General features: G+C 60.7%; 21 protein-coding genes. 13 read left to right on the forward strand and 8 right to left on the reverse strand.

Features of this window, described 5'->3' with window-relative positions; all coding sequences use genetic code 11:
- Nucleotides 1-7: 7 nt before the first annotated feature.
- The 6 genes from odhB (at nucleotide 8) to RGV59_RS15045 (ending at nucleotide 7,684) form a co-directional block, all read left to right on the forward strand.
- On the forward strand, nucleotides 8-1,231 hold the full coding sequence (gene odhB, locus RGV59_RS15020) for a 2-oxoglutarate dehydrogenase complex dihydrolipoyllysine-residue succinyltransferase (RefSeq protein WP_017846768.1): 1,224 nt from the start codon (nucleotides 8-10) through the stop codon (nucleotides 1,229-1,231).
- 101 nt (nucleotides 1,232-1,332) lie between these two features.
- A complete protein-coding gene (lpdA, locus tag RGV59_RS15025; RefSeq protein ID WP_017846769.1) occupies nucleotides 1,333-2,769 on the forward strand; it encodes a dihydrolipoyl dehydrogenase in 1,437 nt (478 codons plus the stop codon).
- Between the two features lie 203 nt (nucleotides 2,770-2,972).
- Nucleotides 2,973-4,139, forward strand: a complete 1,167-nt coding sequence (gene sucC / locus RGV59_RS15030) for an ADP-forming succinate--CoA ligase subunit beta (protein WP_017846770.1) — start codon at nucleotides 2,973-2,975, stop codon at nucleotides 4,137-4,139.
- Entirely contained in the window at nucleotides 4,139-5,020 is an 882-nt protein-coding gene (sucD, locus tag RGV59_RS15035; protein WP_003172813.1) for a succinate--CoA ligase subunit alpha, read from the forward strand. Before sucC ends, sucD begins: the two co-directional genes overlap by 1 nt.
- A 430-nt stretch (nucleotides 5,021-5,450) precedes the next feature.
- Entirely contained in the window at nucleotides 5,451-6,764 is a 1,314-nt protein-coding gene (brnQ, locus tag RGV59_RS15040; protein ID WP_126586581.1) for a branched-chain amino acid transport system II carrier protein, read from the forward strand.
- Nucleotides 6,765-6,943: 179 nt separating this feature from the next.
- Nucleotides 6,944-7,684, forward strand: coding sequence for a DUF599 domain-containing protein (locus tag RGV59_RS15045; RefSeq protein ID WP_017846772.1), 741 nt, complete (start codon nucleotides 6,944-6,946; stop codon nucleotides 7,682-7,684).
- A 113-nt stretch (nucleotides 7,685-7,797) separates the two neighbouring features.
- Here the strand turns inward: RGV59_RS15045 and RGV59_RS15050 are convergent, their stop codons facing one another.
- Nucleotides 7,798-8,049: a hypothetical protein gene (locus tag RGV59_RS15050; RefSeq protein WP_017846773.1), complete on the reverse strand. Its 252-nt coding sequence runs from the start codon at nucleotides 8,047-8,049 to the stop codon at nucleotides 7,798-7,800.
- A 158-nt stretch (nucleotides 8,050-8,207) separates the two neighbouring features.
- Here RGV59_RS15050 and RGV59_RS15055 point away from each other — a divergent pair, with 158 nt between their 5' ends.
- From RGV59_RS15055 to RGV59_RS15070, 4 genes are all read left to right on the forward strand, one after another.
- A complete protein-coding gene (locus tag RGV59_RS15055; RefSeq protein ID WP_017846774.1) occupies nucleotides 8,208-8,684 on the forward strand; it encodes a PaaI family thioesterase in 477 nt (158 codons plus the stop codon).
- Complete coding sequence (locus RGV59_RS15060; protein WP_017846775.1) at nucleotides 8,681-9,133, forward strand: PaaI family thioesterase; 453 nt, start codon at nucleotides 8,681-8,683, stop codon at nucleotides 9,131-9,133. The genes RGV59_RS15055 and RGV59_RS15060 overlap by 4 nt, the downstream gene beginning before the upstream one ends.
- 89 nt (nucleotides 9,134-9,222) lie before the next feature.
- Nucleotides 9,223-11,127: a molecular chaperone HtpG gene (htpG, locus tag RGV59_RS15065; protein ID WP_017846776.1), complete on the forward strand. Its 1,905-nt coding sequence runs from the start codon at nucleotides 9,223-9,225 to the stop codon at nucleotides 11,125-11,127.
- A gap of 67 nt (nucleotides 11,128-11,194) precedes the next feature.
- A complete protein-coding gene (locus RGV59_RS15070; protein WP_046384193.1) occupies nucleotides 11,195-11,923 on the forward strand; it encodes a dienelactone hydrolase family protein in 729 nt (242 codons plus the stop codon).
- Between the two features lie 98 nt (nucleotides 11,924-12,021).
- Here the strand turns inward: RGV59_RS15070 and RGV59_RS15075 are convergent, their stop codons facing one another.
- The 7 genes from RGV59_RS15075 to RGV59_RS15105 form a co-directional block, all read right to left on the reverse strand.
- On the reverse strand, nucleotides 12,022-12,888 hold the full coding sequence (locus RGV59_RS15075) for a pirin family protein (RefSeq protein ID WP_126586579.1): 867 nt from the start codon (nucleotides 12,886-12,888) through the stop codon (nucleotides 12,022-12,024).
- A gap of 64 nt (nucleotides 12,889-12,952) precedes the next feature.
- The gene (locus RGV59_RS15080; RefSeq protein ID WP_017846779.1) at nucleotides 12,953-13,369 is read right to left on the reverse strand and encodes an OsmC family protein; all 417 of its coding nucleotides are present in this window, start codon (nucleotides 13,367-13,369) and stop codon (nucleotides 12,953-12,955) included.
- Nucleotides 13,370-13,590: 221 nt separating this feature from the next.
- A complete protein-coding gene (fabB, locus tag RGV59_RS15085; protein WP_017846780.1) occupies nucleotides 13,591-14,811 on the reverse strand; it encodes a beta-ketoacyl-ACP synthase I in 1,221 nt (406 codons plus the stop codon).
- Between the two features lie 11 nt (nucleotides 14,812-14,822).
- Nucleotides 14,823-15,338, reverse strand: a complete 516-nt coding sequence (gene fabA / locus RGV59_RS15090) for a 3-hydroxyacyl-[acyl-carrier-protein] dehydratase FabA (RefSeq protein WP_003190035.1) — start codon at nucleotides 15,336-15,338, stop codon at nucleotides 14,823-14,825.
- Between the two features lie 249 nt (nucleotides 15,339-15,587).
- Nucleotides 15,588-17,489: an ATP-binding protein gene (locus RGV59_RS15095; protein ID WP_046486372.1), complete on the reverse strand. Its 1,902-nt coding sequence runs from the start codon at nucleotides 17,487-17,489 to the stop codon at nucleotides 15,588-15,590.
- On the reverse strand, nucleotides 17,486-18,418 hold the full coding sequence (locus RGV59_RS15100; RefSeq protein WP_126586577.1) for an ABC transporter substrate-binding protein: 933 nt from the start codon (nucleotides 18,416-18,418) through the stop codon (nucleotides 17,486-17,488). The genes RGV59_RS15095 and RGV59_RS15100 overlap by 4 nt, the downstream gene beginning before the upstream one ends.
- Nucleotide 18,419: 1 nt before the next feature.
- Nucleotides 18,420-20,501, reverse strand: coding sequence for a TonB-dependent receptor plug domain-containing protein (locus tag RGV59_RS15105; RefSeq protein WP_017846783.1), 2,082 nt, complete (start codon nucleotides 20,499-20,501; stop codon nucleotides 18,420-18,422).
- Nucleotides 20,502-20,735: 234 nt separating this feature from the next.
- Here RGV59_RS15105 and RGV59_RS15110 point away from each other — a divergent pair, with 234 nt between their 5' ends.
- Genes RGV59_RS15110 through sixA form a run of 3 tightly spaced genes read left to right on the forward strand, consistent with a single transcriptional unit; the run spans nucleotide 20,736 to nucleotide 22,565 of the window.
- Entirely contained in the window at nucleotides 20,736-21,761 is a 1,026-nt protein-coding gene (locus tag RGV59_RS15110; protein WP_017846784.1) for an NAD(P)H-dependent glycerol-3-phosphate dehydrogenase, read from the forward strand.
- A 10-nt stretch (nucleotides 21,762-21,771) separates the two neighbouring features.
- Complete coding sequence (locus RGV59_RS15115; RefSeq protein ID WP_017846785.1) at nucleotides 21,772-22,119, forward strand: DUF4389 domain-containing protein; 348 nt, start codon at nucleotides 21,772-21,774, stop codon at nucleotides 22,117-22,119.
- Nucleotides 22,116-22,565, forward strand: coding sequence for a phosphohistidine phosphatase SixA (gene sixA, locus RGV59_RS15120; RefSeq protein ID WP_126586575.1), 450 nt, complete (start codon nucleotides 22,116-22,118; stop codon nucleotides 22,563-22,565). Before RGV59_RS15115 ends, sixA begins: the two co-directional genes overlap by 4 nt.
- Nucleotides 22,566-22,597: the final 32 nt, after the last annotated feature.

Here is a 22,597-nt window from a genome sequence, read left to right on the forward strand (position 1 = left end):
ACAGATAATGGCTATCGAAATCAAAGCCCCGACATTCCCGGAATCGGTTGCCGATGGCACCATTGCCACTTGGCACAAGAAACCAGGCGAGGCTGTAAAGCGTGACGAACTGATCGTCGACATCGAGACCGACAAAGTCGTTCTGGAAGTGTTGGCTGAAGCTGACGGCGTGTTGGGCGCGATCATTGCCAACGAAGGCGATACCGTCCTGTCCAACCAGGTACTGGGCTCGATCGAAGCGGGCAGCGCTGCTGCCGCTCCGGCTGCCGCTGCACCGGCTGTTGCTGCTTCTGCTCCAGCTGCCGCTCCGGCAGCGGGTGGCGAAGATCCAATCGCCGCACCGGCTGCTCGTCAGCTGGCCGAAGAGAACGGCATCAACCTGGCTTCCATCAAAGGCACCGGCAAAGACGGCCGTGTGACCAAGGAAGACGTGGTTGCTGCCGTTGAAGCCAAGAAAAACGCTCCAGCTGCCGCACCCGCCAAGGCTGCAGCACCTGCTGCCGCTGCTCCTGTGTTCGCCGCTGGCGACCGCACCGAGAAGCGCGTGCCGATGACCCGCGTGCGTGCCACCGTGGCCAAACGTCTGGTTGAAGCACAGTCGAACATGGCGATGCTGACTACCTTCAACGAAGTCGACATGACCGAAGTCATGGCCCTGCGTTCGAAGTACAAGGACCTGTTCGAGAAGAGCCACAACGGCGTGCGCCTGGGCTTCATGTCGTTCTTCGTGAAAGCGGCCACCGAAGCGCTGAAACGCTTCCCGGCAGTCAACGCTTCCATCGACGGCAGCGACATCGTTTACCATGGTTATGCAGACGTCGGCGTTGCCGTGTCCAGCGACCGCGGCCTGGTGGTTCCGGTTCTGCGTAACGCCGAGCTGATGAGCCTGGCTGAAATCGAAGGCGGCATCGCCGGCTTCGGCAAGAAAGCCCGTGACGGCAAGCTGACCATCGACGAGATGACCGGCGGCACCTTCACCATCACCAACGGTGGTACCTTCGGTTCGATGATGTCGACTCCGATCGTCAACCCGCCGCAAGCTGCGATCCTGGGCATGCACAACATCATCCAGCGTCCGATGGCCATCAACGGCCAAGTCGTGATCCGTCCGATGATGTACCTGGCGCTGTCTTACGATCACCGCCTGATCGATGGTAAAGAAGCCGTGACTTTCCTGGTGACCATCAAGAACCTGCTGGAAGACCCAGCTCGTCTGCTGCTGGATATCTGATAGAAGCAGCTGCGGGCCTCAAGTGACAGGCTGCCGGATACGGCAGTCGGGCTTGGGGCCTGCGGCTTGACAGCTTGCTGCTAAATAGAGGAACTATTTTCATGTCGCAGAAATTTGACGTTGTAGTGATTGGTGCAGGTCCTGGCGGCTATGTTGCCGCTATCAAGGCCGCACAACTGGGCCTCTCGACTGCTTGCATCGAAAAATACACCGACAAGGAAGGCAAACTGGCACTGGGCGGTACCTGCCTGAACGTTGGTTGCATTCCTTCCAAGGCGCTGCTGGACAGCTCCTGGAAATTCCACGAAGCGCAAAGCGGTTTTGCCATCCACGGCATCCACCACGCTGGCGTGACCATGGACGTACCCGCGATGGTCGGCCGTAAAGCCAACATCGTCAAAGGCCTGACCTCCGGCGTTGCCACCCTGTTCAAGGCCAACGGCGTAACTTCCCTGCAAGGCCACGGCAAACTGCTGGCCGGCAAGAAAGTTGAAATCACCAAGCCGGACGGTTCGGTCGAAATCATCGAAGCCGAAAACGTGATCCTGGCTCCAGGTTCGCGTCCGATCGACATTCCACCAGCACCTGTTGACCAGAAAGTCATCGTTGATTCGACCGGCGCCCTGGAATTCCAAGCAGTTCCCAAGCGTCTGGGCGTGATCGGCGCTGGCGTGATCGGCCTGGAACTGGGTTCGGTCTGGTCCCGCCTGGGTTCCCAGGTCACTGTACTCGAAGCCCTGGACACGTTCCTGCTGGCTGCCGACACCGCAGTGTCCAAGGAAGCCCTGAAAACTCTGACCAAACAGGGTCTGGACATCAAGCTGGGCGCTCGCGTGACCGGCTCGAAGGTCAACGGCGAAGAAGTAGTCGTGACCTACACCGACAAGGATGGCGAACAGACCATCACCTTCGACAAGCTGATCGTAGCCGTTGGTCGCCGTCCAGTGACCACCGACCTGCTGGCAGCCGACAGCGGCGTGAACATCGACGAGCGTGGTTTCATCCACGTTGACGATCACTGCGCTACCACCGTTCCAGGCGTCTACGCCATTGGCGACGTGGTTCGCGGCATGATGCTGGCGCACAAGGCTTCCGAAGAAGGCATCATGGTTGTCGAGCGCATCAAGGGCCACAAAACCCAGATGAACTACGACCTGGTCCCATCGGTTATCTACACCCACCCGGAAATTGCATGGGTCGGCAAGAACGAACAGCAGTTGAAAGCTGAAGGCGTTGAAGTTAACGTCGGCACCTTCCCGTTCGCTGCTTCTGGTCGTGCCATGGCAGCCAACGACACCGGTGGTTTTGTCAAAGTCATCGCTGATGCCAAGACTGACCGCGTATTGGGCGTCCATGTGATTGGCCCAGGCGCAGCAGAACTGGTCCAGCAGGGCGCAATCGGTATGGAATTCGGCACCAGTGCCGAGGACATCGGCATGATGGTTTTCTCCCATCCGACCCTGTCCGAAGCATTGCACGAAGCCGCGCTGGCAGTGAATGGTCATGCCATTCACATCGCGAACAAGAAGAAGCGCTAAAACGAGATAATAAGAAACCACGGCGGTTGCCCGTCGTGAGCCTTGCGCGCAAGACTCACCGCGGAATATCCGCTGGACGCAGCCTTGCGCAGCTTGACCGGGCTTGAGTCCGGCAAGTTGCGCAAGCAGCAGTCACAGGTGGCGCGGCACTCATAATGAGCGCAGCGCCGAATGCGCAGTACCTAACGAAGACGGTAAAAAGCATGAATCTTCACGAGTATCAGGGTAAGCAGCTGTTCGCTGAATACGGCCTGCCAGTATCCCAGGGCTACGCAGTAGACACCCCGGAAGCAGCAGCAGAAGCTTGCGATAAAATCGGCGGGACCGAATGGGTTGTAAAAGCCCAGGTTCACGCAGGTGGTCGCGGTAAAGCGGGCGGCGTTAAGCTGGTTCGCAGCAAAGAAGACGCCAAGGCCTTCGCACAGCAGTGGCTGGGCAAGCGTCTGGTGACTTACCAGACTGATGCCAATGGCCAGCCAGTCACCAAGATCCTGGTTGAATCGTGCACTGATATCGCTAAAGAGCTGTACCTGGGCGCTGTCGTTGACCGTTCTAGCCGTCGCATCGTGTTCATGGCTTCCACCGAAGGTGGCGTGGACATCGAGAAGATCGCTCACGATACCCCTGAAAAAATTCTGAAAGCCACTATCGATCCACTGGTTGGCGCTCAGCCATTCCAGGGTCGCGAGCTGGCTTTCCAGCTGGGTCTGGAAGGCAAGCAAGTTGCCCAGTTCGCCAAGATCTTCGTAGGTCTGGCCAAACTGTTCCAGGATCACGATCTGGCCCTGCTGGAAGTGAACCCGCTGGTGATCAAGGCTGACGGCGATCTGCATTGCCTCGACGCCAAGATCAACATCGACGCCAACGCCATGTACCGTCAGCCTAAGCTGAAGACTTTCCACGATCCGTCGCAAGACGATCCGCGCGAAGCGCACGCTGCCAAGTTCGAACTGAACTACGTAGCCCTGGAAGGTAACATCGGCTGCATGGTCAACGGTGCCGGCCTGGCCATGGGTACCATGGACATCGTCAACCTGCATGGCGGCAAACCAGCCAACTTCCTCGACGTGGGCGGTGGTGCTACCAAAGAACGCGTAACCGAAGCCTTCAAGATCATCCTGTCCGACTCCAACGTCGCTGCAGTACTGGTCAACATCTTCGGCGGCATCGTTCGTTGCGACATGATTGCCGAAGGCATCATCGGTGCAGTGAAAGAAGTCGGCGTGAAAATCCCGGTTGTTGTTCGCCTTGAAGGTAACAACGCTGAACTGGGCGCTAAAGTACTGGCAGAAAGCGGTTTGAACATCATCGCGGCTACCAGCCTGACCGACGCTGCTCAACAAGTTGTCAAAGCTGCGGAGGGCAAATAATGAGCGTCCTGATCAATAAAGACACCAAAGTTATCTGCCAGGGTATTACCGGTTCGCAAGGTAGCTTCCACACCCAGCAAGCCATCGAATACGGCACCAAGATGGTTGGTGGTGTAACGCCGGGCAAAGGCGGCACCGAGCACCTGGGCCTGCCAGTGTTCAACACCGTTAAAGACGCAGTAGCTGCCACTGGCGCGACCGCCAGCGTGATCTACGTTCCGGCTCCTTTCTGCAAAGACTCGATCCTGGAAGCGGCGTTCGGCGGCATCAAGCTGATCGTGTGCATCACCGAAGGCATTCCTACCCTGGATATGCTGGACGCCAAGGTCAAGTGCGACGAGCTGGGCGTGGTCCTGATCGGTCCTAACTGCCCAGGCGTGATCACTCCAGGCGAATGCAAGATCGGCATCATGCCTGGTCACATTCACTTGCCAGGTAAAGTCGGTATCGTTTCCCGTTCCGGCACCCTGACCTACGAAGCTGTGAAGCAGACCACTGACGCCGGTTTCGGTCAGTCGACTTGCGTCGGCATCGGCGGTGACCCGATCCCAGGCTCGAACTTCATCGACATCCTGAAGCTGTTCCAGGAAGACCCGAAGACCGAAGCGATCGTCATGATCGGTGAGATCGGCGGTTCGGCTGAAGAAGAAGCGGCTGCCTACATCAAGGCCCACGTGACCAAGCCGGTTGTTTCCTACATCGCTGGTGTGACTGCCCCTGCTGGCAAGCGCATGGGCCATGCTGGCGCAATCATCTCTGGCGGCAAAGGCACTGCAGACGAGAAATTCGCTGCACTGCAAGACGCAGGCGTAAAAACCGTGCGTTCGCTGGCAGACATCGGCAAGGCCTTGGCCGAGCTGACCGGTTGGGCAGTCAAGTAAGCCTCGCGCTTAACTGACGCTTCACCAGCAAAGGCCACCTTCGGGTGGCCTTTGTGCATTCTGGGCGGCCCATTTATTGAAATGTACTTGGTCCCATGTGGGAGGGGCTTGCTCCCGATAGCGGTGGCTCAGTCACTGATGATGTGATTGAACCTCCGCTATCGGGAGCAAGCTCCCTCCCACATTTTTTGTCTGTATTGCCACATTAAGTATGAAAACACGACATTCCAATGTCGCTTATCGGACAGTTCGCCCTGCAACAGTGCGTTTATCGGCCAAATTCTGTAACCTTGCCGCCTCTTTAAGCGCTCGCATCCCAAAAGGAAGCCGCGCGCTAGACCGGTCGGTGCCCACAAGGGCCGGCAGCATTTCCCTCATCCATAGGGAAGCCCTCTCTAAATTCCGATTCAGTAGTGTGGTATTTCCTCAAATGAAAGTGTTGAAAAGCCAGGACATCCTGGCGTTGGGCTTCATGACTTTTGCCCTGTTCGTGGGGGCCGGCAACATCATCTTCCCGCCTATCGTTGGTTTGCAGTCCGGGCCCCATGTCTGGATGGCGGCGTTGGGTTTCCTGATCACCGCAGTCGGGCTTCCGGTGGTCACCGTGATCGCCCTGGCCAAGGTCGGTGGTGGTATGGATGCGTTGAGCAGCCCGATCGGCAAGATCGCCGGTGGCCTGCTGGCGGCGGCAGCGTATCTGGCGGTAGGGCCGCTGTTCGCCACCCCGCGTACCGCGACCGTGTCCTTTGAAGTGGGCCTGGCGCCGTTGACCGGTGAAAGCCCGCTGGCGCTGTTCCTCTACAGCGCGGTGTACTTTCTGGTGGTGTTTTTCGTCTCCCTGTACCCGGGCCGTCTGTTGGACACCGTGGGCCGTTTCCTTGCGCCGCTGAAAATCATCGCGCTGTCCATCCTTGGTATCGCCGCGTTTGCCTTGCCGGCCGGTGACGTGGGCGTCGCCAACCCGGAATACGTGGCCGCGCCGTTCTCCCAAGGCTTTATCAATGGTTACCTGACCATGGATACCCTGGGCGCGCTGGTGTTCGGTATCGTGATCGTCAACGCGATCCGTTCCCGTGGTGTCGAATCGCCTAAATTGATCACCCGCTACGCGATCATTGCCGGGCTGATTGCCGGCGTCGGCCTGGCGTTGGTGTATGTCAGCCTGTTCCGCCTCGGGGCGGGCAGCCATGAGATCGCCGCCGGTGCCGCCAATGGCGCCGCCGTCCTGCACGCCTACGTGCAACACACCTTTGGTTCCCTGGGCAGCGGCTTCCTGGCCGTGCTGATCTCCCTGGCCTGCCTGGTCACCGCCGTCGGCCTGACCTGTGCCTGCGCCGAGTACTTCAGCCGGATCCTGCCGCTGTCCTACAAGACCCTGGTGGTGATCCTGGCGCTGTTCTCGCTGTTCGTGTCCAACCTGGGCCTGACCAAACTGATCGCGTTTTCGATCCCGGTACTCACTGCGATCTACCCGCCATGCATCGTGCTGGTGGCTTTGAGCTTCTGCAAAGACTTCTGGCAGGAGCAGAGCCGCATCGTTGGCCCGGTGATGTTGGTGTCGTTCATCTTCGGCTGCATCGATGCGCTCAAGGGCGCCGGCCTGGCGGGCTGGATGCCGGCGCAATTGGCCAACCTGCCGTTGAGCGAGCAGGGCCTGGCGTGGCTGGTGCCATCGGTGATGATGCTGGTGGCCGCGGTGGTGGTTGACCGCATGCTGGGCAAGCGCAGCGAAGCGGTCGCGTAACCCCCGGCTTCACGCTGTATTGAAATGCCCCGTATCGATTGATACGGGGCATTTTTTATGGACGGCGGGCAGTGCCTTTTTCCGTGGGCTAACGTCGAAGGAGTAACGCAAAGCTCAAGCTGGAACCCGGCGCCCACACTTAACCGGGTTCATGAAATCTGTCGTGTATAAGGACCCGCATGCCGTTTATCGAAGCCAACCTGATCCACTTGCTTGCCGCCCTCTGGTTCGTCCTCTGTTGGGGCGGCTACACCCGTTATGCCACCTGGAAAGCCCGCGACACTGCCTGCCTGGCCAGCGTGCTGCACCTGTATCGCGAAGACTGGATGCGTCGCATGCTGCTGCGCGACAACCGCATCGCCGACGCCAGTGTGATTGGCAATCTTGAGCGCAACGCCTCGTTCTTCGCCTCCAGCACCTTGATCATCCTTGCGGGCATTCTCACCGTGTTGGGCGCCTCGGAGCGGGCAGTTTCATTGCTGGCCGATATTCCGCTGGTGCAGCAGGCATCCCAGGGCATGTCGGAGATCAAGCTGCTGTGCCTGGCACTGGTGTTCGTCTACGCGTTCTTCACCTTCAGCTGGTGTATGCGCCAGTACAACTTTGCCGCGGTGCTGGTGGGGTCGGCGCCGATGATCGGCGAGCGGCACGTGTCGGAGCAGGAGCGCAAGGCGTTTGCCCTGCGGGCGGCGCGGGTGATTTCGATGGCGGCCAACCAGTTCAACTTTGGCCTGCGCGCTTATTACTTCGGGATGACCATGCTGGCATGGTTTGTCAGCCCCTGGCTGTTCATGTCGATGAGCGCCGGGGTGGTGTTGGTGCTGTATCGCCGAGAGTTTCATTCCGACGTACTGCAAGTGATGGTGTATACGCAGACCGATACGTCGCTGCCGGACGTGGCCAAAGACCCGGTGGCGTAAAGCGCTGCAGGCATAGCGCCGGTTTATCGCACTCCGCGCCAACAGCAGACAAAGTAAAGCCCGCTATCTAAGCGGGCTTTCTTTTTGCAGCGAAGCTATTTCAAGCCCCGGTATCAAGAACCGGTTGCTGGAGTAGCAGGTGCTGCTTCTTGTGCTGCGGCTTTGTTCGATTCGGCCTGAGCTTTGGCAGCATCGCCGTTTTCTTTCGCAGCTTCGTTCACTTTATCCTGTGCTGCAGCCATATCTTTCTGAGCTTGCTCAGAGTGCGCGGCGGCATCTTGGGCCTTGTTTTCGGATTTCTTGTCGCAGGCAGCGAGACCGAGGGCAGCGGCCAGCATCATGGAAATAGCTAAAGTCTTGCGCATTGGGTGTTTCTCCTTAGTGAAGATATCTACTGGCCTTTCGAGCACATGGGGCCAGCATTAGTTCCTTATATCCCACAGATATATAAAGCATTTTCCCAAGGAACTTTTTCCGACGGTCCATACTGCGCCGGCCCCACATTCATCAGAGTCTGAACCGAATGACCGAAAATCCCTTGTTAGAGCGTGCCAAGCGCTTTATTTCAGCGTTGCGCCATTGCCAAGTGCTGGGCATTACCGTTCATCAAGCCAGCGAGGAGGGGATTACCCTGGTTCTGCCCTACAGCCCGATGATCGTGGGTGATCCCCAGACGGGCGTGATCCATGGTGGCGCATTGACCTCGCTGATGGACACCGCCTGCGGCATGGCCACCCTGTGCGTGTTGCCGGAGTTCGAGGTGTGCCCGACCCTCGACCTGCGCATCGACTACATGCATCCCGCCGAACCGCACAAGCCGGTGTATGGTTTTGCCCAGTGCTACCGGGTGACCACCGACGTGATTTTCACCCGTGGTTTCGCTTATCAGGACGACCCGCAACAACCCGTCGCCCACACGGTGGGGACGTTCATGCGTATGGGCAAGCGCCTCAAGGGTGCGCAGGGGCTGGGCAGTACAGTCACGGGAGAACAGGCATGACACATCACTTCAAGACACGTCTGGAGCAGGCCCATGAGCACGGCAACTACAAGGCGCTGCTCGATCTGATCCCCTACGCCAAGCTGATCGGCATCGAATGCACGCGGATAGGCGATGAGCTGCTGTTCCGCCTGCCGGCCAACAAGGACAACATTGGTAACCCGATATTACCGGCGCTGCACGGCGGTGTGATTGCAGGCTTTATGGAACTCTGCGCCGCGTTGCACCTGCTGGTATTCACCGGCGCACCGGGCCTGCCGAAAATCATCGACTTTTCCCTGGATTACCTGCGTGCCGGCCAGTTTCGCGACACTTACGCCAAGTGCCAGGTCTGGCGCCAGGGTCGACGGGTGGCGAACGTGTCGATCACCGCCTGGCAAAGCACCGCGGCCGAACCCATCGCCACCGCCCGCGCGCATTTCAAGATCGGAGAAGTGTCCCGCCCTTGAAATCCTGGTCTTAGCCCCCAACTTTGATGACAACCCGCCGCCAACCCTTCAGGGCGCGGCCACTGCCATCCAATTGGAGTTTGATGACCATGAGTGTGGAAACTCAAAAGGAAACCCTGGGCTTCCAGACCGAGGTGAAGCAACTGCTGCACCTCATGATCCATTCGCTGTATTCCAACAAGGAAATTTTCCTTCGCGAGTTGATCTCGAACGCCTCTGACGCTGTCGACAAATTACGTTTCGAAGCCCTGTCCAAGCCGGAGTTGCTGGAAGGCGGCGCCGAACTGAAAATCCGCGTGAGCTTCGACAAAGACGCCAAGACCGTCACCCTCGAAGATAACGGTATCGGCATGAGCCGTGAGGATGCGATCACCCACCTGGGGACCATCGCCAAATCCGGCACTGCCGATTTCATGAAGCACCTTTCGGGCGACCAGAAGAAAGATTCGCACCTGATCGGTCAGTTCGGCGTGGGCTTCTACTCGGCCTTCATCGTCGCCGACAAGGTTGAAGTGTTCAGCCGCCGCGCCGGCCTTGACGCCAGCGAAGGCGTGCATTGGTCTTCGAAAGGCGAGGGCGAGTTTGAAGTCGCTACCCTCGACAAGGCTGATCGCGGTACGCGCATCGTGCTGCACCTGAAACCCGGTGAAGACGAATTTGCCGATGGCTGGCGCCTGCGCAACATCATCAAGAAGTATTCCGACCACATCGCCCTGCCGATCGAATTGCCGAAAGAGCAGGCCGCCGCCGAAGGCGAAGAAGCACCGGCCGTTGAGTGGGAAACCGTCAACCGCGCCAGCGCCCTGTGGACCCGTCCGCGTACCGAGATCAAGGACGAGGAATACCAGGAGTTCTACAAGCACATCGGGCACGACTACGAAAACCCGCTGAGCTGGAGCCACAACAAGGTCGAAGGCAAGCTGGAATACAGCTCGCTGCTCTACGTACCGGCCCGCGCGCCGTTCGACCTGTACCAGCGCGAAGCGCCAAAGGGCCTGAAGCTCTACGTGCAGCGCGTGTTCGTGATGGACCAGGCGGAATCGTTCCTGCCGCTGTACCTGCGCTTTATCAAAGGCGTGGTCGACTCCAACGACCTGTCGCTGAACGTGTCGCGGGAAATCCTGCAGAAAGACCCGATCATCGACTCCATGAAGTCGGCGCTGACCAAGCGCGTCCTCGACATGCTGGAAAAACTGGCGAAGAACGAGCCTGAGCAATACAAAGGCTTCTGGAAGAACTTCGGCCAGGTCATGAAAGAAGGCCCGGCGGAAGATTTCGCCAACAAGGAAAAAATCGCCGGCCTGCTGCGTTTTGCCTCCACCCAGGGCGAAGACGGCGAGCAGGTGGTGTCCCTGGCCGAGTACCTGGCACGCGCCAAGGAAGGTCAGGACAAGATCTACTACCTGACCGGCGAGACCTACGCTCAGGTCAAGAACAGCCCGCACCTGGAAGTCTTCCGCAAGAAAGGCATCGAAGTGCTGCTGCTGACCGACCGTATCGATGAGTGGCTGATGAGCTACCTCAGCGAATTCGACGGTAAGACCTTCGTCGACGTGGCGCGTGGCGACCTGGACCTGGGTAACCTGGATTCCGAAGAAGACAAAAAAGCCGCTGAAGAAGTGGCCAAGTCCAAGGAAGGCCTGGTTGAGCGGATCAAGGCCTCCCTGGGCGACGCCGTCAGCGAAGTGCGGGTTTCCCACCGTCTGACCGACTCCCCGGCGATCCTGGCCATCGGCGAGCAGGACCTGGGCATGCAGATGCGTCAGATCCTCGAAGCCAGCGGTCAGAAGGTGCCGGACTCCAAGCCGATCTTCGAATTCAACCCGGCTCACCCGCTGATCGAGAAACTCGACGGCGAACAGAGCGAAGAGCGTTTTGGCGACCTGTCGCACATCCTCTTCGACCAGGCAGCCCTGGCTGCCGGCGACAGCCTGAAAGACCCGGCCGCCTATGTGCGCCGACTGAACAAGCTGTTGGTTGAACTGTCGGTTTAACCCCGTTGTAGAAAAACCCGCTTCGGCGGGTTTTTTCGTTCTTGTGCAACCTCAACTGGAGTAAATGATGAGCCAAGTCACTGTGCGTTCCGTGGTCTATCAGATTGATGGCCAGTCTTATGAAAGCCGCCTGGCCTTCGATGCCAGCCAAACCGGCCCGCTGCCGGGCCTGTTGATGGCGCCGAACTGGATGGGCGTGAGTGCGGGTGCCGAAGAGATTGCCAAGCGCGTCGCCAGCAAAGGCTACGTGGTGCTGATCGCCGACCTGTACGGGCAAACCGTGCGCCCGTCGAATAACGATGAAGCCGGTGCGGCGATGATGCCGTTGAAGAATGACCGCCCATTGCTGAACAAGCGCATGCAGGCCGCGTTAGCGCAACTGCAAGGCCAGAGCGAAGCTGCGGTGGATACGTCCAGGTTGGCCACCTTCGGTTTCTGCTTCGGCGGTTGCTGTGCGTTGGAGCTGGCGCGCACCGGCGCAGCGTTGAAGGCTGCGGTGTCGTTCCACGGCACCCTCGACACGCCAAACCCGGCGGATGCGAAGAACATCAAGGGTTCCGTGCTGGTGTTGCATGGTGCTTCCGACCCGCTGGTGCCGAAAGCACAACTGCCGGCGTTCGAAGATGAGATGAACGCGGCCGGTGTGGATTGGCAACTGCTGAGCTATGGCGGTGCGGTGCATTCCTTCACCGACCCGCACGCCAACGTGCCGGGCATGATGATGTACGACGCGAAGACCGCTGCGCGGGCGTTCCAGTCGATGCATAACTTGTTGGATGAAGTGTTCAAGGGCTAAGTCTCTGGCCTCTGTCCTGGCCTCATCGCGAGCAAGCCAGCTCCCACATTCGAGCGCATTCCTACAGGGTAAACGCGGTTAAATGTGGGAGTAGGCGGCTATCTCACCGGCAACTCAATTCTTTCGGTTTCACCGGGCACCGTTGGCCAATCCCCAGCCGCCCAACGCTGCCGGGCCTGCTCGATCACGGCCGGGTCGCTCGCGACAAAATTCCAGTTGATCCGGCGTGGCCCATCCAGCGGCGCGCCACCGAACACCACCAGGTGACAATCGCTGCCGGCAGACAGGGTCATCGCCTGTCCGCTCGGCAACACCACCAGGCTGTGTGCCTCAAGCGGCTCACCGTCCAACTGCACGTCACCCTCCAGCACATACACCGCGCGTTCTTCATGCTCGTCGGGGATCAGCAGGGTGGTGGCCGTCTGCATCTGCACATCGGCGTACAGCGTGGGCGACAGCACCGGCACCGGTGATTTGAGGCAGAAGCCATTGCCGGCGATCAGGCGGATCTGCACGCCCAGGTTGTCGCTGACCGGTAGGTCAGCCGCTGGATGGTGGCTGTAATGCCCCGGCCCGCTCTCGTGGTCCTTGGGGGAGGCGAGCCACACTTGCAGCCCATGCAGGCTGAACCCCTTGGCCTTGAGCGCCTCAGGCGTGCGCTCGACATGGGCAATCGCGCTGCCGGCGGTCATCCAGCTCACATCGCCGGCCTGCACCATTTGGTCCGAACCGAGGCTGTCCTTGTGCTGCAAGGTGCCTTCGAACAGGTAGGTGAGGGTCGACAGGCCAATGTGCGGATGCTGGCGGATATTCATGCCGCTGCCCGGTGCATAGCGGGTCGCCAGCATATGGTCGAAAAACACGAACGGCCCGACGCTACGGCATTCTCGCGATGGCAGCGGGCGCAGGATGGGCTGGCCTTCGACATCTTCGAGGCGAGGGCGGATCACGGTGAGGGTGGTCATGGTGCGTCCCTGTCGGAGCGGGTTGGATAGCCCTGAGCATAACCCGCTCGACCGGAGGTTGCCGCTATTGGCTGAAGGCACCTTCCGACAATTTCGTCTCGATACTCACCTCGGCGGTGGTCATCAGCTTGTGTATCGGGCAGCGGTCGGCGATGCGGTGCAGTTCGTCGCGTTGCTGATCGGTGAGCACGCCCTTGAGCGTCAGCTTGACGTTGAGGTGGTACTTGCCCTTTTGCTCCTCGCTGTCGTCGCGGGTGACTTCCACGGTTACGCCGGTCAGCGGGATGCCCTTTCTCTGCGCATACAGCTTCAGGGTCAGGGCCTTGCACGACGCCAGGGCTGCGTCGAAATAGTCGTGGGGCGAGGGCGCGGTGTCATCACCGCCCAGGCTTTTGGGCAGATCGGTGAACAACTCGTGGTTATCGATGTTGAGGCTGTGGCGGAAGTTGTCGGCATTCAGGGTGTTGACGGTAACAGGCATGGCGAACCTCTCAAGCGTGGCAGGAAGAAAGTCATGCAGTTATAGAACATGCTGGCACTCAAGTGTTCCAGGATTTTTCCAGATGGCGGGGGGCAGGATTCCCCGCATCAGTTCGAGGCAGCGGAGCAACACCCGCGTACAGGCGAGGCGACCCCGAATTCAAGCGCAAAAAAAACGCCCCGAACCAGTCGGGGCGTTTTCATCTGATCAAGCTGCGGGGCTTACTTGCCCTGCCAGCGTTTCAGCACCAGGGTGGCGTTAGTGCCACCGAAGCCGAAGCTGTTGCTCATCACGGTGTCGACTTTTACGTTTTCGACGGTCTTGGTCAGGATCGGCATATCGGCCACGACCGGGTCCATCTCTTCGATGTTGGCCGAGCCGGCCATGAAGTTGCCTTCCATCATCAGCAGGCAGTAGATCGTTTCGTGAACGCCGGCGGCGCCCAGGGAGTGACCCGACAGGCTCTTGGTGGAGCTGATGGCCGGTGCCTTGTCGCCGAATACCGCGCGCACGCCTTCCATTTCCTTGGCGTCGCCGACCGGAGTCGAGGTGCCGTGGGTGTTCAGGTAGTCGATCGGGGTGTCCACGGTGGACATGGCCATCTGCATGCAGCGGATGGCGCCTTCACCGCTTGGCGCAACCATGTCGTAGCCGTCGGAAGTGGCGCCGTAGCCGACGATTTCCGCGTAGATCTTCGCGCCACGGGCCAGAGCGTGTTCCAGCTCCTCGACCACCACCATGCCGCCGCCGCCGGCGATGACGAAACCGTCACGCTTGGCGTCGTAGGCGCGGGAGGCCTTTTCCGGGGTGTCGTTGTACTGGGTGGACAGCGCGCCCATGGCGTCGAACAGGAACGATTGGCTCCAATGTTCTTCTTCGCCGCCGCCGGCGAACACGATGTCCTGCTTGCCCAGCTGGATCTGCTCAACCGCGTTACCGATGCAGTGAGCACTGGTGGCGCAGGCGGAGGAGATCGAGTAGTTCACGCCCTTGATCTGGAACGGCGTGGCCAGGCAGGCGGAAACAGTGCTGCCCATGGTCCGCGTGACACGGTACGGGCCAACGCGCTTCACGCCTTTCTCGCGCAGGATGTCCAGCGCTTCCATCTGGTTCAGGGTGGACGCGCCGCCGGAACCGGCGATCAGGCCGGTACGCACGTTCGAGACCTGATCGTGGCTCAGGCCGGAATCGGCGATGGCGTCCTTCATGGCCAGGTAGGCGTAGGCGGCAGCGTGGCCGACGAAGCGATAGATCTTGCGATCGATCAACTCTTCGAGGGGCAGGTCGATGGAGCCGGAAACCTGGCTACGCAGACCCATTTCGGCATATTCCGGGTTGAAGCGGATGCCAGGGCGACTTGCACGCAGGTTAGCGGTGACGGTCTCTTTGTCATTGCCCAGGCAAGAAACGATGCCCAGACCAGTGATAACGACGCGGCGCATGCGGATAACCCTTAAAAGTTGTCAGTGGAAGTGAATACGCCGACCCGAAGGCCTTCGGCAGTATAGATCTCGCGACCGTCGACAGTCACCGAACCGTCGGCGATCGCCAGGTTCAGCTTGCCCTTGAGGACGCGCTTGATTTGAATGTTGTAGGTGACTTTCTTGGCGCTCGGCAGAACCTGGCCAAAGAACTTCACTTCGCCCGAACCCAGGGCGCGACCGCGGCCCGGCAAGCCTTGCCAGCCGAGGTAGAAACCGACCAGTTGCCACATGGCGTCGAGGCCCAGGCAGCCCGGCATGACAGGGTCGCCTTCGAAATGGCAGGCGAAGAACCACAGGTCCGGGGTGATATCCAGCTCGGCGACCAATTCACCTTTGCCGTACTTGCCACCCTCTTCACTGATATGGGTGATGCGATCCACCATCAGCATGTTCGGGGCGGGCAGTTGCGCGTTACCTGGGCCGAACAGCTCACCGCGACTGCAGCGCAGCAGGTCTTCCCGAGTAAAGGCGTTTTGTTTGGTCATGCGAGCTCCTCAATAATCCCATGCGGCAGGGTAGGGCAAATCTTCCCGAACCGACTGAAGCGTTCATGCCTCACATCGGCAGCCTACACATAGACTATTGCGTTGTAGTGAAAGTCACAGCGTCAAGGCACTGAATGTACACTTGTTCACTGAAATTTTAAACCGGGCCTGTTTATCGGTCCGTTCGGGTGCCTAAGACTGCCGCACTTTCGTCTTTCACGCCAGTCGCAGTTGGCTGATGGCGCGGCGCTATTGCACCCAACGCTGCAGGATTTGCTGCAAATCCGTGCGTTTGAACGGCTTGGCCAGGTAATCGTTCATTCCGGCGGCCAGGCAGAGTTCCCGATCGCCCTGCAAGGCGTTGGCGGTGAGGGCGATGATCGGCAGGTCGGCGCAGCCCGGCAGTTGGCGAATCTGGCGGGTGGCTTCGTAGCCGTCGATCAGCGGTAGCCGGCAATCCATCAGGATCGCGGTGAAAATCAGGCTCTCGGCGCTGCGGATCGCTTCGGCGCCGTCGGTGGCCAGGCTGACTTCAAAGCCCAGGCTGCGCAGCATGGCTTCGACCACGGTGCGGTTGACCGGGTTGTCTTCCACCAGCAGCACATGGCGGCCGTCGCCCGCACTGGCTTTGCCTTCGGCGTTGGCGGCGATGGCCGGCACGCTGTGCTGGTCGATGGCCAGCGGGATTTCCAGGGTGAACACCGAACCGCGACCTTCTTCGCTCTGCGCGCGCAGGGTGCCGCCCATGCGTTCGGCCAGGGTGCGGGCGATGGGCAGGCCCAGGCCGGTGCCGCCGTAACGTCTTGAAATGGAACTGTCGGCCTGCTGGAACGCATCGAACATCAGTTCCAGGCGCTCGGCGGAAATGCCAATGCCGCTGTCGCGCACGGTGCAGGTGAACCACACCAGTTCATGGTCGAGGGGTTGCCAATGGGGCTCGACGCTGACGCTGCCGTGCTCGGTGAACTTGAGCGCGTTGCCGATCAGGTTCACCAGAATCTGGCGGATACGCGTCGGGTCGCCCTGCACGCGCAATGTGTCCAAGCCCGGCGGGATCGGCAGTTCGAGGCTCAGCCCGCGCTGCTGGGCGCTGTGCTGGAAGGCCTGGGCGCAGCTGTTGATCAGGTCCGCGAGGTTGAACGGAATGTGTTCCAGCTCCAGGGCCGCGCGTTCGATGCGCGAGAAGTCGAGGATGTCATTGATGACCTTGAGCAAATGTTCCGTGGACTCGGAGGCCAGCGCCGCATATTCGGTCTGCTCTTCGGTCATCTCGGTGGTTTCCAGCAACTGCAGCATGCCCAGCACGCCGTTCATCGGCGTGCGTAGCTCGTGGCTCATCATCGCCAGGAAGTCCGACTTGGCGTTGTTCGCCCGTTCGGCTTCCTCGCGGGTCTGGATCAGTTGCGCCATGGCCTGCTGCTGTTCGCGGCTGGCCTGGTTGAGGCCTTCGGCAAGGTTGTTGATGTGCCGCGAGAGGTCGCCCAGTTCGGAGTCATCGACAATCGGCAGCGGGGTCTTGTAGTCGCCTTGCTGGATCGCCTTGACTGCATTACCCATCGCGCTGATCGGCTGCGACAGGCTGGCGGCCAGGCGCCGCGCGAGCAAAAAGGTGAACAGCAGGGCAAACAGCGCGAGCACGCCGGCCTTGAACAGAATCTCCTGTTGGCGCTGGCTGAAGGCATCGTTGGACATGCCGACGATCACCCGGCCCAGGTAGTCGGCACGCGGCGCCTTGGGTTCGTTGAGGTTGTCCTGGAAAAAGTCATTGCCCAATTGGATATGTTGCAGGCGGATTGGGGCCTGGAACACTTTGACCGACAGCGAGCGGTCGTGGTTTTCCGAAGGTTGCTCGACGTACACCAGGATGTTCTCGGCGCTGTCCTGGATCTCCAGGAAGCGCACATGGGGCGTGGCCAGCGTCGCGCGCAGCAGGCTGTCGAGCACGTCGTTGTTGCCGGAGATCACCCCGTATTCAGTGGCCGGGGCCAATTGGTTGGCGATCAACTGGCCGGTGTGGTCGAGTTCCTGGCGCAGGTCCTGGATCCGCACGAAGGTGAAGAAGCTGATCAACAGCAACGTCAGCAACAGCGCCGGCCCCAGGGTGATGAGCTGGGTGCGGGTGTTGATGTCCCAACGACGACGTAAGGTCATGGGCGTTGTTCTCCTTCGGCCAGGCGGGCGGCGACGTTGGCTTCGTCGACCTGTTCGATGCCCAGTGAGCGTGCGACTTGCGGGTTGCCCACGACTTTGAAGCGCTCCGGGTACATGGCGCGCGGCCAGCCGGCCGGCGGGTGATCGAGCAGGCGGTCGAGTACGGCCAGCCAGTCGGTCTGGTCGCTGTAAGTACTGGCCAGGCTGCCGGCCTTGACGAAGCCGGCATTGGGCCCCACCAGCGGCAGTTGCCGGGCATAACTGCTGAGCAGCAGGTTCTTCGCGGTTTTCGGGTTGTATAACTGCGGGTCGTCAAGGCCGAGCAGTACATCGCTGTTTCTGAACAAATGCTGCAGCGGGCGACTGTCGTTAATGTCGTCCCAGCGCTGGGGCACGATCTCCAGGCCCATCGGCGCGGCGTACTGGCGCAACTCGCGGAGCAGGAATTCACTGTCGGCGCCGTAGAGCACGCCGATGCGGCGGGCCTGGGGCAGGATTGTGGCGATCAGCCGCAGTTGGCGCTCCAGCGGCGGGTCACTCCACAGCAGGCTGATTTTGCCCGGCACGCCCTGGCCCAGGCGCTGGTGGGCTTGCAGGCGACTGATGCGCAACACCAGGGTCGACGGCCCCTGGGCATCCTGCAGGCGCCAGTCGAGGCTGGGCAGGTCCAACAGGATCAGGCGCGTATTGGCCGGTAGGCGGCTGGGCACGGGCAGGTTGGCGAGGGGGGTGAAGGTTACGCGGTCGTCGGGGCGCTGCTGGGTGAGCGCCTGGACGAAGGCCTGCACCCCGGCGCCGTCTTCGGCGGCGGTCAGCAGGATATTGGCGCTCCAGGCCGGTACGCTGAGCAGCAGGCACAGCAGCAGCAGCAGGCCGCGTTGCCAGCGTCTGGGGAGAGAGAGGAGGGTCATCCGTGACTGAGCGCCCATGTCAGAACTCTAACTCCGCGCTGAAGTAGAGCACTTGGCGATGGTCGTAGTTGTTGTCGGCCCAGGTGGTGGGCTGGTTGTCCAGGCGATGTTGCAACATGCCGGCCAGTTCCACGTTGGCGTTGCCCAGGGCCATGCGCTTGGCGACCCGCAGGTCGACCCGTTCGAAGCGATAGCGGTTAAGGGCGTCGTCGCCATAGTAGAACAGGGCGCTGGACCAGCCTTGCCCCCATTCGCGCAACCAGCCGGCCGAACCGCTGTTGCGTGCGGTTTGCGCCTTGTCCAGCGGGTTGCTGGTGCTGGCGTCGACGTAAGCGTAGGTCAGCCGCAGGCGGTCGGCGTTGCTCATGCGCCAGTCGAATTGGGATTCTGCGCCGGTAAAGCGCGAGCTGTTGGCGTTGCTGGCAATGTACTGATTGTTGCGCAGCGGCGAACTGATCATGTCGGTGATTTCGTCGTAGAACAGTTTCACGTCCATGTTCAGCCCGATGTCGGCAAAAAAGCCGTTATAGCCCAATTCGCGGGATTTCATCAGTTCTTTGTCGAGGTTGCCCGGACCGCGCGTGACCACGAAGTACTGCCCGGAATTCTGCCCGTAGGCCGGCGAGTCGAGGTTGGTGACGCGATAGCTCCAGTTGACGTTGTTCTCGAACATGTCCGGCGAACGGATCGCCTCGGAGTACACCGCGCGCAGGCCGTGGCGCGGGTTGATCAGGTAGTTGACTGCCACCCGCGGCGTCAGCGAGTTGCCGCTCAGGTGGGTGTCTTCGTACATGGCGCCGCCCTGCAGCAACCAGTGCTCGCTGGCGCGCCATTCAAGCTGGCCGAACAGGCGCCAGGTGGTGTCATCCAGAGTGCCGTTGAAATAGGTGTCGGAGTCGGCGCGGTCATAGCGATAGTTCATACCGCTGACCAGGCGCAGGCTGTCGGACAGGCTCAGGGTGTCCTGGATCTCCAGGTCGTAGCGGCTTTCGCGGGTGCTTTGGTCGATGTCGCCGCATACGCTCTGGCTGGCGCCGTTGCGCCATTGGTCCAATACTTGGTTGCCCAGTGCTTGTTCGTCGGCGCTGCCGGGAGGCGCAACACTTTGGCTGTAGGTGTCCATGTGCCGGGCCAATCGCTCGGCATAATTGGGGTTGAGCTGCCACAGCCGGGTCAATTCCGGGCTGAACGACACCTTGGCGTCACAGGCTTTCCAGATCTGCCGGCGGTCCCATTGTTGGGCCGAGCCCTGGATATACAGGCTGTGTTCGGGATTGAAATCGAAATTCCAGCGCAGGGAGCCGGAATAGTCCTTGGCGGTAACGTCGGAATTGTTGCCGCCCTCGGTAATCCCGGCGAATACCGGCGTGTAGGTATAAGGACGCTGGTTGGTCCCTTCCTTGGCATTCAGTTGCCAGTCGATGCTCTGTTGCGTGTTCAGCGTCTGGCTCACCGCCAGGCTGAAGCGGTTGAGACGCCGGCCGTCACGACGGTCGGCGCCCACCGCGTTGCTGTCAAAGCCATCGTCCTGCTGCCCGGACATCGACAGGCGCAGGTCGCCGGTTTCCCAGCCCACGCCCTGGCTGGCATAGAAGTCGTTGATCCCGCGTTCGCCGCGTACCACTTTTACCCTTGAACCGTGGCTGTCGGCCGGTGAGCGCGTGAGGATATTCACCACAGCCATCAACGCATTGGCGCCGTAGCTGACGGTGTTGGGCCCGCGGAACACTTCGATGCGCTCGATGTCTTCCATGGCCACCGGAATATCGCTCCAGTCCACCGTGGCCAGGCCTGCGCGGTACACCGAGCGGCCGTCGATCAAGACCTGCATGCGTCGCGCATCGCTGGCATTGGTGCCGTGGTAGTTCACCGCCGCCTGGTTGCCGCTGGTGTAGCCGACCATCATGCCCGGCACCAGCCGCAGCAACTCAGCGATGTCCCGCGCGCCGCTGGCCTTGATCAGTTCGCTGTCGATCACGGTCATGCTGCCGGGCACGGCGGCGGCCGATTGTTTGAGGCGAGTGGCAGTCAGCACCTGTGGTAGCGGTTGGTTGTCGAGGAACAGGTCGTCGGCGAACACCGCGCCGCTGCACAACAGCATCAACCACAACGATGAACGGGGAGGAGGGCCCAAATACACGGCACGGCCTTGATAATTACGGATAGCCGACCATGTTAACCGAGGCGGGGCCATTTGCCAGTCGTCGCCTTTGCAATTACCCCGCGTCGCTATGGCATTTTCCGACAGGCGTGTGAATTGATACGGGGGCTGGCCGCAAGCGGGGGGCTCCGTATAATGCGGCCATCGCCACTGGTATGGATTAACGGATTGCATATGACTGAACAGCGCCCTATTGCGGTCCTGGGAGGCGGAAGTTTTGGTACCGCCGTGGCTAACCTGCTGGCTGAGAACGGTCATGCGGTGCGCCAGTGGATGCGCGATCCCGAACAGGCCGAGGCCATTCGCGTCCATCGAGAAAACCCTCGTTACCTTAAAGGCATCAAGATTCATCCGGCCGTCGAGCCGGTCACCGACTTGCAGGCGACCCTGGAGGCCTGCGAGCTGTGTTTCGTCGCGCTGCCTTCGAGTGCCTTGCGTTCGGTACTCGCGCCTCACGCCGAACGCCTGGCGGGCAAGCTGCTGGTCAGCTTGACCAAGGGCATCGAGGCGCACACCTTCAAGCTGATGAGCGAAATCCTCGAAGAGATCGCCCCGCAGGCGCGCATCGGCGTGCTGTCCGGGCCGAACCTGGCGCGGGAAGTGGCCGAACATGCGCTGACCGCTACTGTGATCGCCAGTGAAGATGAAGCACTGTGTGAGCGGGTCCAGGCCGTGCTGCATGGGCGCACCTTCCGCGTGTACGCCAGTGGCGATCGCTTCGGCGTCGAGCTGGGCGGTGCGCTGAAAAACGTCTACGCGATCATTGCCGGGATGGCGGTGGCGCTGGGCATGGGCGAGAACACCAAGAGCATGCTGATCACCCGTGCGCTGGCGGAAATGACCCGCTTCGCGGTGAGCCAGGGCGCCAACCCGATGACGTTCCTGGGCCTGGCGGGCGTGGGCGACCTGATCGTCACCTGCTCGTCGCCGAAAAGCCGTAACTATCAGGTCGGTTTCGCCCTCGGCCAGGGCCTGAGCCTGGAAGACGCCGTGGCGCGCCTGGGCGAAGTGGCCGAAGGGGTCAATACCCTCAAGGTGCTCAAGGCCAAGGCCCAGGAGGCCGGCGTGTACATGCCGCTGGTCGCCGGGTTGCACGCGATCCTGTTTGAAGGGCGCACCCTGAATCAGGTCATCGAATTGCTGATGCGCGCCGAGCCGAAAACCGATGTCGACTTTATTTCCACCAGTGGTTTCAACTGAGGAACGCGTCATGAACGATCCGAAAGCAGCTCCCAAGTACGAGTCCATCGCCCTGCGCATCTTGTGGATGCTGGTGTTTGCCCTGGTGTGGCAAGTGGCGCAATTCCTGCTCGGTGCGTTGGTGGTGGTGCAACTGATTTACCGGCTGGTCTACGGAGCGCCGAACCTGGGCCTGATGAATTTTGGCGACAGCCTGAGCCAGTTCCTCGCGCAGATCGGCCGCTTCGGCAGTTTCCACACCGAGCAAAAGCCCTGGCCATTCGCCGACTGGCCGACGCCGCGTGCGCCGGAAGGCGAAGCCGCCCACAGCGTGCCGCCAGCACCGCACCCGGTGCGCGATGAAGAGCCAAAACTGTGAAACTGTGGATTTTGCGGCACGGTGAAGCCCAAGCGCATGCCCGCACCGATGCCGAGCGCGAGCTGACCGAGCATGGCCGCGCCGAAGTCTTGCGCAGCGCGGCGCACCTGATCGGCCAGCCCATCAGCGCGATCATTGCCAGCCCGTATGTACGGGCGCAGCAGACCGCGCAGCTGGTGCGTGAAGCGCTGGGCTTCGTGCCGGACATCCGCACCGTGCCCTGGCTGACACCGGACGGCAATCCGCAGCAGGTGCTGGAAAAGCTCGACACGGATGAGAATGTGCTGCTGGTCAGTCATCAGCCGCTGGTCGGCAGCCTGATCAGCTTTTTGCAGCATGGTCATCAGCGTCAACCGCTGCCGATGTACACCGCCAGCCTGGCGGAGTTGGTGGGGGAATGCCCGCTGGCGGGGCTGATGAGCCTGGTCAGTGTGAAACATCCGTAGGCGCTTTCACTGCTTTGTGTGTGCTATATAGT

Source organism: Pseudomonas sp. FG1 (assembly GCF_034313875.1).
Lineage (GTDB): Bacteria > Pseudomonadota > Gammaproteobacteria > Pseudomonadales > Pseudomonadaceae > Aquipseudomonas > Aquipseudomonas veronii.

Coding starts and splice junctions, on each gene's coding strand:
- odhB (WP_017846768.1), top strand. CDS start 8: ATGGCTATCGAAATCAAAGCCCCGACATTCCCGGAATCGGTTGCCGAT.
- lpdA (WP_017846769.1), top strand. CDS start 1,333: ATGTCGCAGAAATTTGACGTTGTAGTGATTGGTGCAGGTCCTGGCGGC.
- sucC (WP_017846770.1), top strand. CDS start 2,973: ATGAATCTTCACGAGTATCAGGGTAAGCAGCTGTTCGCTGAATACGGC.
- sucD (WP_003172813.1), top strand. CDS start 4,139: ATGAGCGTCCTGATCAATAAAGACACCAAAGTTATCTGCCAGGGTATT.
- brnQ (WP_126586581.1), top strand. CDS start 5,451: ATGAAAGTGTTGAAAAGCCAGGACATCCTGGCGTTGGGCTTCATGACT.
- RGV59_RS15045 (WP_017846772.1), top strand. CDS start 6,944: ATGCCGTTTATCGAAGCCAACCTGATCCACTTGCTTGCCGCCCTCTGG.
- RGV59_RS15050 (WP_017846773.1), bottom strand. CDS start 8,049: ATGCGCAAGACTTTAGCTATTTCCATGATGCTGGCCGCTGCCCTCGGT.
- RGV59_RS15055 (WP_017846774.1), top strand. CDS start 8,208: ATGACCGAAAATCCCTTGTTAGAGCGTGCCAAGCGCTTTATTTCAGCG.
- RGV59_RS15060 (WP_017846775.1), top strand. CDS start 8,681: ATGACACATCACTTCAAGACACGTCTGGAGCAGGCCCATGAGCACGGC.
- htpG (WP_017846776.1), top strand. CDS start 9,223: ATGAGTGTGGAAACTCAAAAGGAAACCCTGGGCTTCCAGACCGAGGTG.
- RGV59_RS15070 (WP_046384193.1), top strand. CDS start 11,195: ATGAGCCAAGTCACTGTGCGTTCCGTGGTCTATCAGATTGATGGCCAG.
- RGV59_RS15075 (WP_126586579.1), bottom strand. CDS start 12,888: ATGACCACCCTCACCGTGATCCGCCCTCGCCTCGAAGATGTCGAAGGC.
- RGV59_RS15080 (WP_017846779.1), bottom strand. CDS start 13,369: ATGCCTGTTACCGTCAACACCCTGAATGCCGACAACTTCCGCCACAGC.
- fabB (WP_017846780.1), bottom strand. CDS start 14,811: ATGCGCCGCGTCGTTATCACTGGTCTGGGCATCGTTTCTTGCCTGGGC.
- fabA (WP_003190035.1), bottom strand. CDS start 15,338: ATGACCAAACAAAACGCCTTTACTCGGGAAGACCTGCTGCGCTGCAGT.
- RGV59_RS15095 (WP_046486372.1), bottom strand. CDS start 17,489: ATGACCTTACGTCGTCGTTGGGACATCAACACCCGCACCCAGCTCATC.
- RGV59_RS15100 (WP_126586577.1), bottom strand. CDS start 18,418: ATGGGCGCTCAGTCACGGATGACCCTCCTCTCTCTCCCCAGACGCTGG.
- RGV59_RS15105 (WP_017846783.1), bottom strand. CDS start 20,501: ATGCTGTTGTGCAGCGGCGCGGTGTTCGCCGACGACCTGTTCCTCGAC.
- RGV59_RS15110 (WP_017846784.1), top strand. CDS start 20,736: ATGACTGAACAGCGCCCTATTGCGGTCCTGGGAGGCGGAAGTTTTGGT.
- RGV59_RS15115 (WP_017846785.1), top strand. CDS start 21,772: ATGAACGATCCGAAAGCAGCTCCCAAGTACGAGTCCATCGCCCTGCGC.